The 17,724-nt window shown below is 48.1% G+C and carries 15 protein-coding genes; 8 read left to right on the top strand and 7 right to left on the bottom strand.

The genetic code is table 11. The features are described from left to right. Nucleotides 1-6: 6 nt before the first annotated feature. On the bottom strand, nucleotides 7-777 hold the full coding sequence (locus tag EKM75_RS00655; RefSeq protein WP_164508691.1) for a KxYKxGKxW signal peptide domain-containing protein: 771 nt from the start codon (nucleotides 775-777) through the stop codon (nucleotides 7-9). Nucleotides 778-1,377: 600 nt separating this feature from the next. Continuing rightward, a complete protein-coding gene (locus tag EKM75_RS00660) occupies nucleotides 1,378-1,704 on the bottom strand; it encodes a hypothetical protein (protein ID WP_125691160.1) in 327 nt (108 codons plus the stop codon). Between the two features lie 373 nt (nucleotides 1,705-2,077). Between EKM75_RS00660 and xylA the strand changes: the two genes are divergently transcribed. The 5 genes from xylA (at nucleotide 2,078) to EKM75_RS00685 (ending at nucleotide 10,320) form a co-directional block, all read left to right on the top strand. After that, complete coding sequence (gene xylA, locus EKM75_RS00665; RefSeq protein WP_125682939.1) at nucleotides 2,078-3,433, top strand: xylose isomerase; 1,356 nt, start codon at nucleotides 2,078-2,080, stop codon at nucleotides 3,431-3,433. 707 nt (nucleotides 3,434-4,140) lie between these two features. Beyond that, nucleotides 4,141-5,652, top strand: coding sequence for a xylulokinase (gene xylB / locus EKM75_RS00670; RefSeq protein ID WP_125682941.1), 1,512 nt, complete (start codon nucleotides 4,141-4,143; stop codon nucleotides 5,650-5,652). Between the two features lie 253 nt (nucleotides 5,653-5,905). Further along, nucleotides 5,906-7,279, top strand: coding sequence for a sugar porter family MFS transporter (locus EKM75_RS00675; protein WP_125691162.1), 1,374 nt, complete (start codon nucleotides 5,906-5,908; stop codon nucleotides 7,277-7,279). 325 nt (nucleotides 7,280-7,604) lie between these two features. After that, a complete protein-coding gene (locus tag EKM75_RS00680; protein ID WP_125691164.1) occupies nucleotides 7,605-8,981 on the top strand; it encodes a sugar porter family MFS transporter in 1,377 nt (458 codons plus the stop codon). A 559-nt stretch (nucleotides 8,982-9,540) separates the two neighbouring features. After that, entirely contained in the window at nucleotides 9,541-10,320 is a 780-nt protein-coding gene (locus EKM75_RS00685; protein WP_125691166.1) for a (S)-acetoin forming diacetyl reductase, read from the top strand. A 67-nt stretch (nucleotides 10,321-10,387) separates the two neighbouring features. Here the strand turns inward: EKM75_RS00685 and EKM75_RS00690 are convergent, their stop codons facing one another. Both EKM75_RS00690 and EKM75_RS00695 read right to left on the bottom strand, forming a co-directional pair. After that, complete coding sequence (locus tag EKM75_RS00690) at nucleotides 10,388-11,089, bottom strand: hypothetical protein (RefSeq protein ID WP_125691168.1); 702 nt, start codon at nucleotides 11,087-11,089, stop codon at nucleotides 10,388-10,390. Nucleotides 11,090-11,149: 60 nt separating this feature from the next. Next, complete coding sequence (locus EKM75_RS00695) at nucleotides 11,150-12,370, bottom strand: RNA-guided endonuclease TnpB family protein (protein ID WP_125691170.1); 1,221 nt, start codon at nucleotides 12,368-12,370, stop codon at nucleotides 11,150-11,152. 209 nt (nucleotides 12,371-12,579) lie between these two features. On the opposite strand from EKM75_RS00695, the gene EKM75_RS00700 reads away from it, so the two are divergent. Further along, nucleotides 12,580-12,954, top strand: a complete 375-nt coding sequence (locus EKM75_RS00700; protein ID WP_125691172.1) for an iron chaperone — start codon at nucleotides 12,580-12,582, stop codon at nucleotides 12,952-12,954. Nucleotides 12,955-13,237: 283 nt separating this feature from the next. On the opposite strand, the gene EKM75_RS00705 is transcribed toward EKM75_RS00700, so the two are convergent. Beyond that, entirely contained in the window at nucleotides 13,238-13,753 is a 516-nt protein-coding gene (locus EKM75_RS00705; RefSeq protein WP_164508692.1) for a universal stress protein, read from the bottom strand. Between the two features lie 24 nt (nucleotides 13,754-13,777). Next, nucleotides 13,778-14,287, bottom strand: coding sequence for a YbhB/YbcL family Raf kinase inhibitor-like protein (locus tag EKM75_RS00710; protein WP_125691176.1), 510 nt, complete (start codon nucleotides 14,285-14,287; stop codon nucleotides 13,778-13,780). Between the two features lie 198 nt (nucleotides 14,288-14,485). On the opposite strand from EKM75_RS00710, the gene EKM75_RS00715 reads away from it, so the two are divergent. Together EKM75_RS00715 and EKM75_RS00720 are read left to right on the top strand one after the other, a co-directional pair. After that, the gene (locus EKM75_RS00715; RefSeq protein ID WP_125691178.1) at nucleotides 14,486-15,655 is read left to right on the top strand and encodes an ArgE/DapE family deacylase; all 1,170 of its coding nucleotides are present in this window, start codon (nucleotides 14,486-14,488) and stop codon (nucleotides 15,653-15,655) included. A 456-nt stretch (nucleotides 15,656-16,111) separates the two neighbouring features. After that, entirely contained in the window at nucleotides 16,112-16,888 is a 777-nt protein-coding gene (locus EKM75_RS00720; RefSeq protein ID WP_125691180.1) for a potassium channel family protein, read from the top strand. Nucleotides 16,889-16,908: 20 nt separating this feature from the next. Here EKM75_RS00720 and EKM75_RS00725 read toward each other — a convergent pair whose 3' ends face one another. Then, the gene (locus EKM75_RS00725; RefSeq protein WP_225426615.1) at nucleotides 16,909-17,415 is read right to left on the bottom strand and encodes a hypothetical protein; all 507 of its coding nucleotides are present in this window, start codon (nucleotides 17,413-17,415) and stop codon (nucleotides 16,909-16,911) included. Nucleotides 17,416-17,724 lie beyond the last annotated feature (309 nt).

The raw sequence follows: 17,724 nt of genomic DNA on the forward strand, positions 1-17,724 counted from the left end.
GTCGCCTCAATCGTAGCCTAACAACATCATATCGTTGGTACTCCAAGATAAATCCAGATACGTTAGATTCGTAGCGAATTCCAATCCCTGCAGAGAGTAGGGATGAATCCCGTCGTTGGAGGTGGTGGTAGCGATGTTCATGTGGCCAACTTCGAGCTTGGTCAATTTTAACAGGTCGTCTTTGGTCAGGGCAGCCGCGTTCTTGCCGAGCGCAGCAGCCACGAGACTTTGCAGCTTTTTATTGGGCATCCACTGGTCAATCGTTTCTGCGGTAGCTGGGGCAGCCTTTGGCACGGCGACCTTAGGGGCGGAATAGGCTGGCAACTGGGCCATACGACTGGTTGGCCGACTAATTTGAAGATTTTTCGCCAGTGGCGGCGTTGTTATGTTGTCCGGGTTGGGTGTTTGTTCAGATGTCTTAGGAGTATGTACGGCTATTTCAGAGGACTTGGCTACTGGCGTCGGGGTCGCTGCTGACGTTGATGCGGGTTGGATTGCTGGTGTTTCCTTTAGTTTTGACTCCTGCTGGTCGATTGTCGGCTCAGTCGATTGGCTGGCAGTGGGTCTTAATTTGGTCGTTGTGGCAGTTGTTTCTGGAGCTGATGGGTCTGGTTGAGCTGCGGTGGTTGACTGGTCGTTATCAGCGGTGGTGTCCGCACTGGCTTGTGTTCCACCAAAGGTGACTGCTATTCCAGCGGTGACAATACTGGCGAAAACCCAGGCACGACCGTTTTTATACATTTTGTAGTGTCGTGATTGGTTGTTACCCTTAAACATTTTAAACTCCCCCTCAGGATAAATGACTTCCAAAGACAGTGTTGCCATTGATCAGGAACAAAAATGATTGCTAGCAGTGGCAGACTTTCAACTGGTTCTAGTGTTAAATTTTGTAAATCGTTATCGAACCAAGAATAGTCAGGCATTATAGGCTTCAGTCTCATCCAGCCACCTGAGGCTGTCAGAGATTACGCCTGCTGTGGGGAACGCCTTCGGCCTGAAAGGCGGTCCTTCAGCTCGGTTTGAAGCCTGGAAAAACGCCAGTCTCCAAACACGTTCCACTAGATAGCCGAGAGTGAGCCTAATTTGGACTCAGCCGTGGGATTTTCAAGTGGGTTTCTTGAAAATGGCGACTTGAAGACGTGTTTTGCGGCTTCAAGCGAGGGGCAAGACCGCTTTTTGGCTTGTCCCGTCCTGCCCACCGCGTTCCAGTCCAAATTTGGCGAACGGTAAGGCGACAATTTCCCACGATGTCTGACTAAATCCTAATACCCAATTCTTGTTGTACCAGGTATAGTGGGTGTTTCAGTGCTTTCAACCTTTAGTAACTGAAAAATGCTTACTAAGTTCGCTGGGGAAGTTAGCAAGCATCGCAATTCGTTAGTCATGCTCTCTAACGCGGCGCAGTTGACGGCCTATCAGTCCCGTTCCAATAAGGCAGAGGCCGATACCTAACCAGGGCGAAACAATCTGGTCACTGGTTTGTGGTAACAGCGCTTTTTGTTGGTGAGCGGCGTTCCAGGTAACTGAATTCTTCACGGCGGCCCTGACCTTGGCATTGGGGTCGACCTTGCGCGTAACCTGCGAAGCGGCTGAGGCTTTGGTCGTTGTCGTCACGGTGATTCCCCCAAAGGTGCACAGTAAACCAATGACGATTAGCAGGGGGAGCAGATGGCGCCCCCATTGATGATTTATATGTAAATCCATCAGATATCCCTCCCAGATAAATGAGTTGTGACCTTACCCATTAATTGCCTTCATTATAAGAAGAATAATTCTTAAATTCACCAATTTGGATGTGACAATTTTCACAGACACTGGTTTTTCCCGTCACAGACTGGTTTCAGTTTATTAAGTTTATCGCCCAACTAAGCTGGTTGGGGGAGGAAGTAGGTGCCACCAAAGACTGGGGATAAATTCTTTTGGAACGCGGATAGTTGGTAGCACAAGGATTAAGCGCAACCGCTATCATTTTTCTGGAAAAAGTTTTCGAAAACGCTTGCATTTAGATTGTTCCCTGTTATACTAGGATTTGTAAGTTGGTTGTCGCAACGAACTAACTAGGAGGGTTTTACTAATTATGGATACTAAAACAAGTTATTGGAAAGGCATCGACAAGATTCAATACGTCGGGCACTCAGATAAAAAGTCAGGCTTAGGGTTCCAGTACTACAACCCAGAAGAAGTTATTGGCGGTAAGAAAATGAAGGATTGGTTACGGTTTGCCGTAGCTTACTGGCACACATTCGATCAACGTTTGGTTGACCCATTCGGTGATGGAACTGCCCAACGTCCTTACGACAAGTACACAGATCCAATGGACTTGGCTTTAGCCAAGGTTGATGCTGCATTTGAATTTTACGACAAATTAGGTGTAGATTACCTTTGCTTCCACGATCGTGACTTAGCTCCAGAAGGCGACACTTTACGTGAAACCAACGCTAACTTGGACAAAGTCGTTGACAAGATCGTCGAATACCAAAAGACGAGTGGCATGAAGGTTCTGTGGAACACGTCAAACATGTTCACGAACCCTCGCTTCGTTGAAGGGGCTGCTACTTCTCCATACGCTGACATCTTTGCTTACTGTGCCGCTCAATTGAAGCATAGTTTGGAAATTGGTAAGCGCGTTGGCTCCGAAAACTATGTCTTCTGGGGTGGCCGTGAAGGTTACGAATCACTCTGGAACACGAACATGAAGGAAGAACAAGAACATGCTGCTAAGTTCTTCCACATGGCTAAGGACTACGCTAACGAAATTGGCTTCGATGCACAAATGTTGCTCGAACCAAAGCCTAAGGAACCAACGACTCACCAATACGACTTCGATGCCGCAACCACCATTGCCTTCATGAAGGAATATGGTTTGGACAAAGACTTCAAGTTGAACTTGGAAGGTAACCACGCTAACTTAGCTGGTCACACTTACCAACACGAAATCCGGACTGCCCGTGAAGCAGGTCTGTTAGGTTCATTGGATGCCAACCAAGGCGACAAGCTGATCGGCTGGGATATTGATGAATACCCATCTAACCTGTACGAAACGACTGCTGCAATGTACGAAGTTGTTGAAAACGGCAGCATCGGCCCTCGCGGTGGTTTGAACTTCGATGCTAAGCCTCGTCGTTCATCATTTGCCCCAGAAGACCTCTTCTACGGCCACATCGTAGGTATGGACAGCTTTGCTGCCGGCTTACGGGTTGCTGTTGCTATGAAGGAAGACGGCTTCTTAGACAACTTGAAGAAGGACCGTTACAGTTCATACGAATCCGGTATCGGTGCTGATATCGAAAGCGGCAAGGCAGACTTCAAGTCCCTTGAAAAGTACGCTATCGACAAGCCACAATCAGAATTGATTGCTGCTACGCACTCTGACCACTTGGAAGAAGTCAAGGATACGATCAACCATTACATCATTGACACTCTGAGCAAGTAATCTCGGACTTTGCGAAAATAAATATCATATAGAATGGCGGACGGACGGTGTGTTCGTCCGCCATTTTTATGCTTGTGACTATGGTTAACGTGGTGTCGCCTGCGGCCGCCAGCTACTGCGCTGTGGGGCAACCTTTTCAGCCAAAGTGCGGTCTGAAAAGGCACGAGAGAACCCCGCCTAACCCGCGTGTTTCCCTCGTGGCCCGTGGTCTAAGCTAGCTAACACCACCATCACTGCGCAGTAACTGGCGGCCTCCGGCTCTAGATAGTTGAGGTGGCCACGCAAAACGATGTCTGGCACATGACTGTGATATTCTTGTTAGGCTTTCTAAGTGATAGAGGTCTGTAAAGTGTTAGATTTACTCACGTAATTTATCTGAAATAATAACTGTTTTAACATAATTAGGATAACCAAACGAATAGATGGCTAGGCCCATTCACCAGTGTATTAGCAACGGCATGTTGCCAGTAGTTAGCTGGAGGTGGGGACGGGTCACGCAGTGTCGATGTTCTTAGTGGCGGTTTTTGCCGCTTAGAACATGGGCCGCACTTGGTGACCCACGGTTCTGGTGGGGCACCAAGTCGCCGCGGAAGACCGCTTTGTGGCTTCCGGGGTTGCCCCACAGCGTGACCCGTCCCCACCGGAAGCGACCTAACCCGCTGACTAAAGACTAAACGATAAAGCAAAATATTTAGGAGGAATGACCGATGGGGAAGTATGTACTCGGTGTTGACCTAGGGACCAGTGCCGTTAAGGTGTCGGCCTTAGACCACAGTGGGCAAATTGTCGCCCAAGAAAGTTTTGACTATGATTTGATTCAAAAGAAGCCTGGCTATAACGAACAGAACCCAGAGGACTGGGTTTCTGGAACAACGGTGGCGATTGTGCGGTTGATTTTAAACGATCACTTAGATGCCGCTGACATTGAAGGCCTGAGTTACTCTGGACAAATGCACGGGATGGTTCTGCTTGACGAAAATAAGAAAGTTTTACGTCCCGCTATTTTGTGGAACGATACGCGGACCACGCCACAACGTGAAGAAATTGAAGCCAAGATGGGCGACGAATTTGTCGACATCACTGGGAACCAACCCCTCGAAGGCTTTACGCTGACGAAATTACTTTGGGTCAAAGAAAACGAACCTGACATTTGGGCTAAGGCTAAGTACTTTGTCCTGCCTAAAGACTACGTGCGTTATCGGATGACAGGTAACCTGGCCATGGACTATTCAGATGCGACTGGGACCGTTCTCCTCGACGTTGCGAAGGGTGAATGGAGCCAGAAAATTTGTGATACCTTTGATATCCCAATGAGCATGTGCCCACCTTTGATCAAGTCCGTTGATTTTGCTGGGACGGTTACACCGGCCTATGCCGAATTCTCTGGCTTGACCACGGCCACTAAGGTCTATGGTGGTGCCGCTGATAACGCTGCTGGTGCCGTTGGTGCCGGGATCCTGCATCCCAACATGGTTCTGTCCAGTATTGGGACGTCTGGGGTTGTTCTGAAGTATGAAGACACGGCTGACGTGAACTATCACGGTGTCGTGCAGTTTGAAGACCACGCCATTCCCGACAAGTACTACTCTATGGGGGTCACTCTGGCAGCCGGTTATTCTTTGAGCTGGTTCAAGAAGACTTTCGCTCCAGAAGCCGATTTCACGGACTTTGTGGCCAGTGCGGCTAAAAGTACCGTTGGGGCCAATGGTCTGCTCTACACGCCCTATATCGTCGGTGAACGGGCACCATACGCCGACGCTGATATCCGGGGAAGCTTTACCGGGGTCGATGGCACTCACAAGCGCTACGACTTCGTACGGGCCGTTTTGGAGGGTATCGTCTTCTCCTTCCGTGATCTCTTTGACATCTACGAAGAAAATGGCGGCGACTTTGATACGGTCGTTTCCATTGGTGGTGGGGCCAAGAGTCCACTCTGGTTACAAATTCAAGCCGACATCTTTAACCGTAAAGTTGTCAGCCTGACGAATGAACAGGGCCCAGGGATGGGGGCCGCCATGATTGCGGCTACCGGTCTCGGCTGGTTTGACTCCCTGCAGGACTGTGCGGAAACCTTCGTGCACTTCGGTAAGGCTTATGAACCAAACCCTGAGAACGCCAAAAAGTACGCTAAGATGCACAAAATCTACAAGCAGGTCTACCAACAGACCAAGTCGATCAGTGCGCAATTGCTGGACTACCGGCGCGAGGAACTTAACTAGCGAGAAGCTTTTTATCATTGAAATGCAAGTAATCTGATAGGAAAACCCGGCGAAATGCCGAGTTTTTTTTATTTTCTCAAGAAAACGCTTCCAAAACGATTTAAACCATGTTATTATATGCACATGGTTGGTTGAACCAATCAACCAACAACTGTTAAAAACACCAACTTACACTTACATTTTCAGCTATACTTCGTCACATACACTGCCACTTTAGAATTTTACGGCGAAAGCCGCATAAGGAGCGATATCTATGCGAAAAGTTTCGACCGGATTTGTTTATTTCTTCGGGGCTTTGGGTGGATTACTATTCGGTTACGATACCGGGGTAATTTCCGGAGCCATTTTATTTATTCAAAAGCAGATGAACCTGGGTTCTTGGCAACAAGGCTGGGTCGTTAGTGCCGTTCTGTTGGGGGCCATTTTAGGGGCTGCCATCATCGGACCATCCTCTGACCGTTATGGCCGGCGGAAGTTACTGCTATTATCAGCAATTATTTTCTTCGTGGGGGCCTTGGGTTCCGCGTTCTCACCAGAGTTTTGGACATTAATTATTTCACGGGTCGTCCTCGGGATGGCCGTTGGGGCTGCCTCAGCCTTGATTCCAACTTACTTAGCTGAACTATCACCCGCTGACAAACGGGGGACGATGTCCAGTCTGTTCCAACTGATGGTTATGACCGGGATTCTGTTAGCCTACATCACCAACTACGGTTTTGCTGGCTTCTACACCGGCTGGCGTTGGATGTTAGGGTTTGCCGCAATTCCTGCCGCAATCCTGTTCTTAGGTGGGTTGATCTTACCTGAAAGTCCTCGTTTCTTAGTTAAAACGGGTCACAGTGACCACGCTCGTCAAATTCTGGACACCATGAACAAGCACAATACGCCCGTTGTTGAAAAAGAATTAGCACAAATTGAAGAACAAGCTAAGATGAAGAACGGCGGCTGGAAAGAACTCTTTGGCCTGATGGTTCGTCCTTCATTGACGATTGGTATTGGTCTGGCTATTTTCCAACAAGTTATGGGATGTAACACCGTGCTGTACTACGCACCAACTATCTTTACTGACGTTGGTTTCGGGGTCAACGCAGCCCTGTTAGCCCACATCGGTATCGGGATCTTTAACGTGATCGTTACTGCGATTGCCGTGATGATCATGGATAAGATCGACCGTAAGAAGATGTTGAATATTGGTGCCGTTGGGATGGGGATTTCCCTGTTCGTTATGAGTCTCGGGATGAAGTTCTCCGGTGGTTCTCAAACTGCAGCCATCATCTCCGTTATCGCCTTGACCATCTACATTGCTTTCTTCTCCGCAACCTGGGGTCCCGTAATGTGGGTTATGATTGGTGAAGTCTTCCCACTGAACATTCGTGGGTTAGGGAACTCCTTTGCTAGTGTGATCAACTGGACCGCTAACATGATCGTTTCCTTAACTTTCCCATCTCTGTTAGACTTCTTCGGTACTGGTAGTTTGTTTATCGGTTACGGGATTCTCTGCTTTGCTTCTATCTGGTTCGTTCAAAAGAAGGTCTTCGAAACTCGGAACCGTTCTTTGGAAGATATCGAAGCAACGTTGCGTGCTAAGGCGGACGAAAAAGAAGCTAGCCTGAACGCTGCGAAATAAGTTAAGTATTTCCTTTGATTGCGAGAGGGCCATTCCTGCGAGGATGGCTTTCTCGTTTTTTTGTAAAAAATTTTAAAGTGACTTGGATTTATCATTGGTGGTGAGAAACATAGAGTTTATAAGGAAAGTCACGAGATTGTGCTGTGAAACCGTTTACCCTGATTGCGAAAACCTTCACGAAATTCCGTAGGAAACGCTTTCAAAAATTTGATGAAAGTGCTATCATAGCTTCTAGTTGGTTGTGGCAATCAGCCAACGCTAAATGTGCCAACTTACATATTGCAAAAAAATTATGCGGCGACGAACCGTCAAAGGAAGTAAGAACATGCGAAAAGTTTCAACTGGCTTTGTTTACTTCTTCGGCGCCCTTGGGGGTCTCCTCTTTGGGTATGATACCGGGGTAATTTCAGGAGCAATTCTGTTTATCCAGAAACAAATGAATTTAGGGTCTTGGCAACAAGGCTGGGTCGTCAGTGCCGTCTTATTAGGTGCCATCTTAGGTGCCGCCATCATTGGACCATCCTCTGACCGTTTTGGTCGGCGGAATTTATTGCTGCTTTCAGCTATTATTTTCTTGGTCGGTGCTTTAGGATCTGCCTTCTCACCAGAGTTCTGGACACTGATCGTTTCCCGGATCATCTTGGGGATGGCCGTTGGGGCTGCTTCAGCTTTGATTCCAACGTACCTGGCTGAATTGGCACCTGCTGATAAGCGGGGGACCGTTTCTAGTCTGTTCCAACTGATGGTTATGACTGGGATCCTGTTGGCTTACATCACCAACTACAGTTTCTCTGGTATGTACACCGGCTGGCGTTGGATGTTAGGGTTCGCTGCTATTCCAGCTGCTCTGTTGTTCATTGGTGGGTTGGTCCTGCCAGAAAGCCCTCGGTTCTTGGTTAAGTCAGGTCACATGGCCGAAGCACGTGAGGTGCTGGATACCATGAACAAGCATGACCAAGCCGCAGTTGACAAGGAAGTTGCCCAAATCGAAGAATCAGCCAAGATCGTTAGTGGTGGCTGGAAGGAACTCTTCAGTAAGATGGTTCGTCCTTCATTGACCATTGGTTTTGGGTTAGCAATTTTCCAACAAGTCATGGGATGTAACACCGTGCTGTACTACGCACCAACCATCTTTACGGATGTTGGTTTCGGGGTTTCCGCCGCACTGTTAGCCCACATTGGTATCGGGATCTTTAACGTGATCGTTACTGCCGTTGCCGTAACCATTATGGATAAGGTTGACCGTAAGAAGATGCTGATCATTGGGGCCGTTGGGATGGCCATCTCACTGTTCGTGATGAGCCTTGGGATGAAGTTCTCCGGTGGTTCTCAAACTGCTGCGATTATTTCCGTTATCGCCTTGACCATCTACATTGCCTTCTTCTCCGCAACTTGGGGCCCCGTAATGTGGGTTATGATTGGTGAAGTCTTCCCATTGAACATTCGTGGGTTAGGGAACTCATTTGCTAGTGTGATCAACTGGACTGCTAACATGATTGTTTCCTTAACTTTCCCATCTCTGTTGGACTTCTTCGGTACTGGGAGTTTGTTCATCGGTTATGGTGTTCTCTGCTTGGTTTCCATCTGGTTCGTCCAAAAGAAAGTCTTCGAAACACGGAACCGTTCCTTGGAAGATATCGAAGCCACCTTACGTGCTAAGGCTGGCGAAGATGCTTCTAGCTTGAGCGCCGCACAAAAGTAAATGAACGTGGTGCCTGAGAAATTGCCAATAACGCTATGATTGATCAATTTCCCAGCGCATAATTTAAATTTAAGTGAAAGACTGAAGTCACTCCTGAGAGGGTGGCTTCTTTTTTTGTTTTTGGGGGTGAGGTTACTGATTGATTTGATTAAGGGGGATATTACTTTGATTGAAACTAGACGTGAAATCAGTGGGCATTTATCAAGTCAATCTAAATGATTAACATCAATATAGCTGGAGGTTGTCAGGGAGTGGGCGGGCTGTGTCGGTGGTGTTGGTCCGGGTGGGGTTACCCGGGCCTACAGCACGGGACGAGCTCAGAGACCGCGCGAACTTGGCGGGGGCTTTGAGTCGAGCTGAAGGACCGCTCCTCAGGCCGAAAGCGGTCCCCACAGCCCGTCCGCTCCTTGCCAACCGGAGGCGGCAATCGTAATCACTGAAGTCGACCAAGGTTTAGTTAACAAACTACGTCTATTTGGATAAAAGGATTTCCGTTTAAGTCGTTAAGCACTTAAAGTTCAGTCGTATCAAAAAAGACTCACCTTAAGGAGTGAATGTTATGGAAGAAAAAAAGCGGGTAGCGCTGGTTACTGGTGGCGGTCAAGGAATCGGGAAAGCCATCGCCATGCGGCTGGTGCACGACGGGTTTGCGGTTATGCTGGCAGACTTGAACTTAGAGAATGCACACTTAGTGGAAGAAGAGATTGAAGCCGCTGGTGGTCGGGCGGGATCGATTCGGACCAACGTTGCGGACCGCGCAAGTGTCTTCAAGGCGGTTGACGCTGCTGTCGAAGAATTTGGCGACCTAAACGTGATGGTCAACAACGCCGGTCTCGGACCAACCACTCCCATAGACACGATTACCCCGGAACAATTTGATAAGGTCTACCGGGTCAATGTTGGTGGCGCTCTCTGGGGAATCCAGGCGGCACACATCAAGTTCCGTGAGCTAGGTCATGGTGGCAAAATAATCTCCGCGTCCTCCCAAGCGGGGGTGGTGGGGAATCCTAACTTAGCCCTGTACAGTGGCACTAAATTTGCTATCAGAGGGATTACTCAGGTGGCGGCTCGGGACTTAGCGGCTGAGGGGATTACCGTCAACGCGTACGCACCGGGAATCGTTAGGACTCCAATGATGTTTGACATCGCCCATCAGGTCGGCGAGAATGCCGGTGAGAGTGATGAATGGGGGATGCAGACGTTTGCCAAGGATATCGCGTTAGGCCGGCTAGAAGAGCCTGAGGACGTTGCTAACGTGGTCTCCTTCCTGGCTGGTCCCGACTCAAACTACATTACTGGCCAAACGATTGAAGTTGATGGTGGGATGCAATTCCATTAGCGCGCATTTTGTACAAATAAGGTCGGGACAACTATTTGTCCCGACCTTATTTGTACGATTAGACTAGTTACTGCTTAATCTTCACGACGTATTTTTTCAAGATCCACGCGGTGTGATGGTGGTTATCCTGTACTTTTAGATACGTGGCCTTCTTGCCATTAATTTTGACGGTTTCCTGTTTAGTGATCCGCCATTTAGTTTTAGCTGATTTGGCAGTCTTCCCCTTGCTGTGTTTGAGGTGAGCGTCCTTGAACCAGACTTTGTGACCCTTTAACCGGTAGATGTACTTGGTGTGGCGTTTTTTAGTAGCCGTAATTTTAACGGTCTTTTTCGCTTTCTTCGCTGGTTTGATGGTGTCGCCTTGGCCGGCTTCAGTGACGGTCGTAGCGGTAGACGGTTTCGTTACTGGTGCAGGAGTTGCGGGTTTAGGTGTGCTAGGTGCTGGCGTGGCGGGAACGCTAGGACTGGGCTTAGTCGTGGTATAAGCCGAGCTGTAAGGCGTGTTCTTGCCGTCAGTTGAGACCAGGTAGCGGGCCTTCAGTTGTTCACGTTTGGCAACTGGGAAGTTCAGCTCGCGAGTCAGATAATTTGAAATGTTGGTGTAGTTTTGTGAGATGACTTGATAGTATTCATCGATCCAGCTTTGCTTAACGGCTTCTCGGCCGTAGTAATAGTTGGACAGCGTCAATTGCCCCTGAATGAATTCAGAGGCTTGTCGCTCACGTGTCTGATGACACAGACACAGTAGTCCAACGTGCCAGTTAGACACTCCTACTCGTAGTGGCAACATCATCGGGTAATTGACGGCTACCCGTTTAACTATCAGGATCTACCCAATAGTTGTTAGCTTCTTAATCTTTGGTCGTTTAACACCGTTCAACCATTCTTGACCAAGCATTGCAATATTCATGGCTCCTAATCGGTCATCGTTACAACGATACTGGCATTGTTTACACCAATACTCATGAGTCTCGTGATGGCGATTTGTTTTCTCAACCAGGCCACACCTGGGACAGCGCTGTGAGGTGAACGCTGGATTGACCTTTACAACGGTACTCTGAATGGACAGAGCCTTGTACGTTAGGAAAGTTTCTAGTTGAAAGAAAGACCAGGAACGATGACTGCTTCGTAGGGACTTAGGCAGGTCATCGGTGTTAAACGTCACATTGGTTAAGTCTTCCAAAACAAAAAGTGTATGTGAACCATATGCTGCAACGAGTGTCTTAGCTAGCCGATGATTCACATCGGTCATCCAGCGGTTCTCTCGTTGGGCCAGTCGCTTCAGTTTTTTCTTGGAAGACTTGGTACCTTTTCTTTGTAGTTGTCGACGGGTCTCTAGGAACTTTTTCCGCTTACGTAAGATTTTTTTACCATCAAAGAATAGTGTCTTTCCCTCACTATCAAAGGCGGTTGCTAGAAAGCGCAGGCCACGGTCAACACCCACAATTTGAGGATTATCCTTGGGATTGAAATCACTGGTTTCCTTTGTGATACCGATATGCAAAAACCACTTACCCCGATTGTGGACCAACTTAGCGGTACCTAGCTTCCAGTCCTCGGTAAAGTATTTTTCAAATCCCTTGTCGGTAAAGCTTAATTTAGTCCGTTTACCTAGGGTGGTTATTGAGAGCTGTTGCATTTTATCTACAAAAGAGTAATTACTTTGACGAACCAAATCAGCCTGTGGTTGCCGAAAATGGATGGGTTTTACCAGCCAAGTCAAATCTTTCGGAATCTGAATCCACTTATTCTCTTCGTTCTTGTAACGGTAAGGGTGCTGTCTCATCTGGTCCTGAACAGTTTTGTAATGAGCTGAGACCGTCCGAAAAACGGATTGGACCATCTGACTATTGAGTGATGATTCCTGCCGAAATCGTTTGTACAGTTGGTGATTGATTTTTAACCAGCTTAACTGAAACTCATGGTCAAAGATCCATTGACTGACAATATTAGCTAATCGTTGATATTCTTGACTCATTGCAAGAAAAGCGGCTGCCTGATCAGTATCTGGATAGAGTCTCAGTTTGATTGTGCGCCCCAGCTTAACCAATAGATACCTCCCCTGTAGATTGGATTAAGTATACCATGTTTGGCTTTTTAGGGGAACGTATGTTTTAAAAGTTGTTAAGTCCTGGCATTCATCTTGCGATTAAAATCGCAGGCCTTCTGCTTAGTTTTAAGTAAAAGTTTACTGACCTAACGACTAAGAGAACATGGTACAATGAGGGCAACTTTTTGAGAATGTTGAGGGGTGACTAGATGATTGCAGAGTTTGAGGAGTACCTAGGGAAGATTGAAGATGAAGCGCATCAGGAACGGGTGCGTACCGTTTTAAATTGGGTCCAGGAGACCTTCCCGCAGCTAGAACAGCGGTATGCGTGGAACCAGCCCATGTTTACAGACCACGGCACGTTTATTATTGGCTTCAGCGTGGCCAAGCCCCACATGGCATTTGCACCGGAAGGGCCAGTCATGGAAGAATTTGCTGACCAGATTGCGGCGGCGCATTACAATCCTGGCAAGAAATTTGGCCGGATTAAATGGACCCAAGACGTGGATTACGACCTACTAAAACAAATCATTGCCTTTAACATTGCGGACAAGACGGACTGTACGACATTTTGGCGGAAATAAGTACTTATCTCCGGTGGCCAGAAGTGGGGCCTATCGTGGGGACGCTTCAGTCTTGGTCTAAATGATGGCCGTGGTTGTGGCGCTCTTGAGGGCCTGTGTAGTATAAAATAAAGATTCCTCAGCCATGTCGGCTGAGGAATCTTTTTAGGTTGATCTTAAATTGTTTCGTTTAACTAAGTTGCCTTCCGCATATTGGGCTAGCAAACAAGCTGGTGAATAGTTGAAGTCAAACTTGGATAGTCGGAGGTTGCCGGCCCCCGCCAACCGGAGACAAACCACTTAGCTAGGAAAGCTTAGGCTGTTCGGCGTTCTTGGCAGCGGCGCGTTTGGTATCGATGGGTTCGCCCTGTTCATTAGTCCGAACGACAAAGACATCGACCTTAGCCATGCGACTAACGTAGGCCGTTACGGAACCTTCGACGACACGGGCCATGGCGCTTAATCCGGTAGCGCCCAGCATGATCAGGTCATTGTGGTGGTCTTGTACAAATTCATGTGAGATCACCGTTTTGGGATTTCCGAACCGCACGTGGATGTCCATATCCTTGAAGCCAGTGGCAGAACTGGTCGTTTCCACTAATGAGTTCAGGTAGGACTGGGCGTCTTCTGCGAGTTCGTGGATGACACCGCCAGGCATCGATCCACTGGCGTAAAAGCCGTAGTGGTTGATACGTAAGACGTTCAGGAGGTCAACGTGCGCGTGGTTTCTTTGCGCAACGTCCACGGCCTTTTTAAGCGCCAGTTCGGCTTGAACGGACCCATCAAGGGGAACCAGGATTCGTGAGTAATTCTGTTCCATAATTAGCCTTCTTTATATAGTAGTTTAGACGCGGCCCTTTAAGGTAATTGTGGCTGTATCCAGGACGTGGCCGTTGATTTGATGAAGGAAGTCGTTGAGCCAGAAGCCGTCCTCCAGGTCTAGTTTGGTGTTCAGTGCATAGACCGTCAAGCTGTAGTCGTGGTCCTTATCTGGTGGGAATGGTCCCGTGTAGTTTTGAAAGATAGCGGGATCCGTATTGCCAACCAGGGAACCGGCATTACTGTTGCGGCCATGGACGTGAGGAATCGCGTTTGTCCGGGACACGTCGGCCGTGATTTCACGGGTGGTTCCGGGGAAATTGGCGGCTACCCAGTGAATCCAGGGAAAACCGCTGACTGGAACGGCATCGAAGTCAATCAGGTTTAAGGCAATGGTGCTAGTTTTCTTAGGTACTTTCGATAGACTAATGGGAAATGACTTGACGGGGTCACCGGCATACACATCGTCGCCAGTGGCGTGCTTACTGTATTCATCGGCTAAATAGCCGTCTTCTGTTGGCACAAAAATTCGCATGAAATCCCTCCTATTGATGACGCTTAACTCCCTTCATTATACCGCAGGCGACTGGCAAACTGTGAATATTCATGAATAATGTATAATTATCCGTATAATAAGAATATATCTAATATAATTTCAAAAATAGCTTGATTTACGGAATTATTAGCGTATGATTAGAAACAATTAGTTCGCTACTCAGAAAGGATGATTCGTATGACACCCCAAGCAAAGGTTGAAATTCTTCAGCATTTAATTCAGATTCCCTCAGTAAATGACCACGAGACCGACGTTGCCGACTACATTGCCAGTTTATTTGCGCCATATCCACAAGCCAAGATTGAGAAAGTCCCGTTTGCTCAGAACCGAGATAATCTAGTGGTAACGATTGGTAATCCAGCAGGTCCCCAGCTTGGACTTTGTGGGCACATGGACGTAGTATCGGCCGGGAATGAATCTGCTTGGAGTCATGCGCCATTCGCTGGTGAAGTGGTTGGTGACCAACTTTTTGGTCGGGGGGCTTCCGATATGAAGAGCGGCCTGGCAGCCATTGTCATCACTTTGCTGGAGTTCTTGGAACAGGGCGTTCAGCTCAAAGGGAGCGTCCGGTTGATGGGGACCGTCGGCGAGGAGACCGGGGAGTACGGTGCGGCTAAACTCACGGACGAGGGTTATGCTGATCATCTGGCGGGTTTGGTGATTGCGGAGCCCAGCGGCTTAGATAATGTGGTCTACACGGCACGGGGGGTCATTGACTACAAGGTCGTGTCCACGGGCAAGGCTAGTCACAGTGCGCGGCCAGAAAAGGGTGTCAATGCGATTGATAATCTGATGAAATTTTATAATGCGGTGGGACCAATCATGGCGAAACACACTAAAACGGATCCGGTTTTAGGTGGTCTTCTGCACAACGTTGATTTAATTTCTGGTGGTGAGCAGATCAACTCGATTCCGGCCCACGCTGAACTGATGGCCAACATGCGGACGATTCCGGCTTACCCCAACCAGGTGATTTACGATGAGCTGGAAGCATTGATTGCAAAATTAAATGAAGAACCTGATGTAGATTTAGCATTGAGTTACAGTTATCCTGAAGAAGCAATCCCGGGTGACCCCAACGCCCCACTGGTACAATTAGCCAAGCAAATTAGTGATGAGGTCTGCGGGCATGATACGCAGATTGTGGGTTCTGGCGGTGCCAACGATGGGGCCGAGTTCTTGCGGGCTAAGGCAGACTTTACCAGCATTGAAATTGGTCCAGGGAGTAACACCTCGCATCAAGTTGATGAATACATTTCCATTACGGAGTTCCTACAGGCTGTTGAGGTCTACGAGGCATTGGTGCCAGCGTTCTTTGAGGAGACGTTGAAGACAGCGGTGGACTAATTAATTGCGTGGTGAGTAGTTGGCAGTTGACTAGGAACTGCTGGGTACTACTGAAGTGAATGTAATGTGTTAATAGGGCTGAGAGGTGATCTCGGCCCTATTTTTGATGAGCGCAATCACAAAATTGATTGGAAAAGACCAGTGTAGTCAGAGGTTGGCGGGGTGGGTGCCAGCCGTGAAAGTAGTATTAGCTGAGTGAGCTCAGCTAATACTACGGGACGAGCTTGGAAACTCGATGAACTTTCGAGGTTTCAAGTCGAGCCTAAAGACCGCACTGTGGCTTTAGGCGGTCCCCACAGCGGGCACCCAACCGCCAACCGGAGGCCGCGATAGGTATCTAATTATTAAGATTACGAATAGAAGCTAGCAAACTGATTAAGCTTGCATCGAATTTCTGGTAATTTTGACCGATTTGATTATATTTAAAGTAATTGGGTAAGGGGGGCAGTAAGTCTGATGGCGAAACGAGCACAACGTGGATTAGTTATTTATCATACCGGCGTGACGCTGCTAACACTCTGGTCGGTAATCAACGTGAGTCTAATGATTCTGCGACTGGGAAGCCATGCGGTTGAATTGACGATTGCTAATGGCTTATTAGTGGTGTTTGCCATTGATTATTTCGTCCGGTTAGTTGTGACGAAGAATCGTAAAATTTTTCTCATTCAGTCAGCTTTTGACTTGCTGGGGATTATTCCGCTACACCCGGTTTTTGCTTTCTTTCGACTAGGTCGGTTGGTCCGGCTGATTCGGTTCCACCACCTTTTTTGGCGATTAGGGATCGCGGGCAAATGGACGAAGACCTACCATCGGTTCATCTATAAAACGGGATTTATCTATTTATTTTCAATCAGTGTGGCCATCATTGTGCTGAGTGCTTTTCTCTTCTCGCTGGCTGAGAAGCAAAGTTTGGCCGATTCACTTTGGTGGGCGATTACGACGGCTACGACAGTGGGATATGGGGATGAGACGCCGCACACGGCGGTTGGGAAGATTGTTGCCAGCTTTCTGATGTTCGGTGGCGTTGGCTTCATCGGGTTGTTGACCAGCACCATCATGGACTTCTTTACCAGTCGGACCACACAATTGGCCACCGACCACGAAGCCCAGCAGCAGGCTGATTTGGTGGAATTATTGACGAAGATCGACACCCTGACCACGAAGGTCAATCAGCTACAAGCTAAGATTACTTCCTTAGAAAAAACGACGAAAAAAAACACGCCCTCCCATTAGGAAGAGGCGTGTCACCGTGATTAATGAACAAATTGTAAATTGTAATTACCTTGACCATCCGAGGTGATGGTGTAAGTGCTGTAACCTTCTTGAAGCCATTGGTTCTTAGAGGCCTGGGCCCAGTTCTGTGCATCAGCGACCGACGAAAAAGTGTGGGTCGTGCCAAACGAAGTTGGGTTGTGACTGCTGTTTTTGTTAGGCGCACTAGATGTGCTGTTAGCAGAACTCTTCTTCGTTTGTGCCTGATCCAGTAGCTTTTGCTCACGGGTCTGAACAGCGTTGTTTGACTCGTTGTTAATAATATTCTGTAATTTTTGTTTTTGCGTAACGGTAAGGCCACTGTCATCGTATTGACTGTAGCGCTTCTTGAAGCTCTCAAAGGCGGACTGTTCCGAAACAGAAGAGGATCGAGCCGCAACGGAAGCACTAACACTGGATGAGTTACCGGTGCTGGCACCAGAAGGATTGTTGTGGTGGTTAATGGCTAGGACCAGCAAAATGGCAATAGCCAGCGTTAATAACGTCATGATCCATGGCCACCAGCGACGCGGCTTCCTTGGCCGTTTGCGAGTGGGCTGATCTGACCCCTGGTTAAAGTTATACCGTTGTACGCGTGATTTTGGTTCTTGGTTGTTCAACTGAAAAACCTCCATGTCCAGAACGGTGTGAAAAAACAAGCTTGCCGTCGAGACGACAAACTACCACACCCTTCATAATACCGCAAAACACCGCCAGAACAAAATTTTCCTGCTGATTTCGGAGATTTCTTAACCTTTCTTACCGCGAAATCAGTCAACCTATTGTATGATAGGAGTGGAACTAAGTCTGAAAGGTGG

Source organism: Levilactobacillus tongjiangensis (assembly GCF_003946345.1).
GTDB lineage: Bacteria > Bacillota > Bacilli > Lactobacillales > Lactobacillaceae > Levilactobacillus > Levilactobacillus tongjiangensis.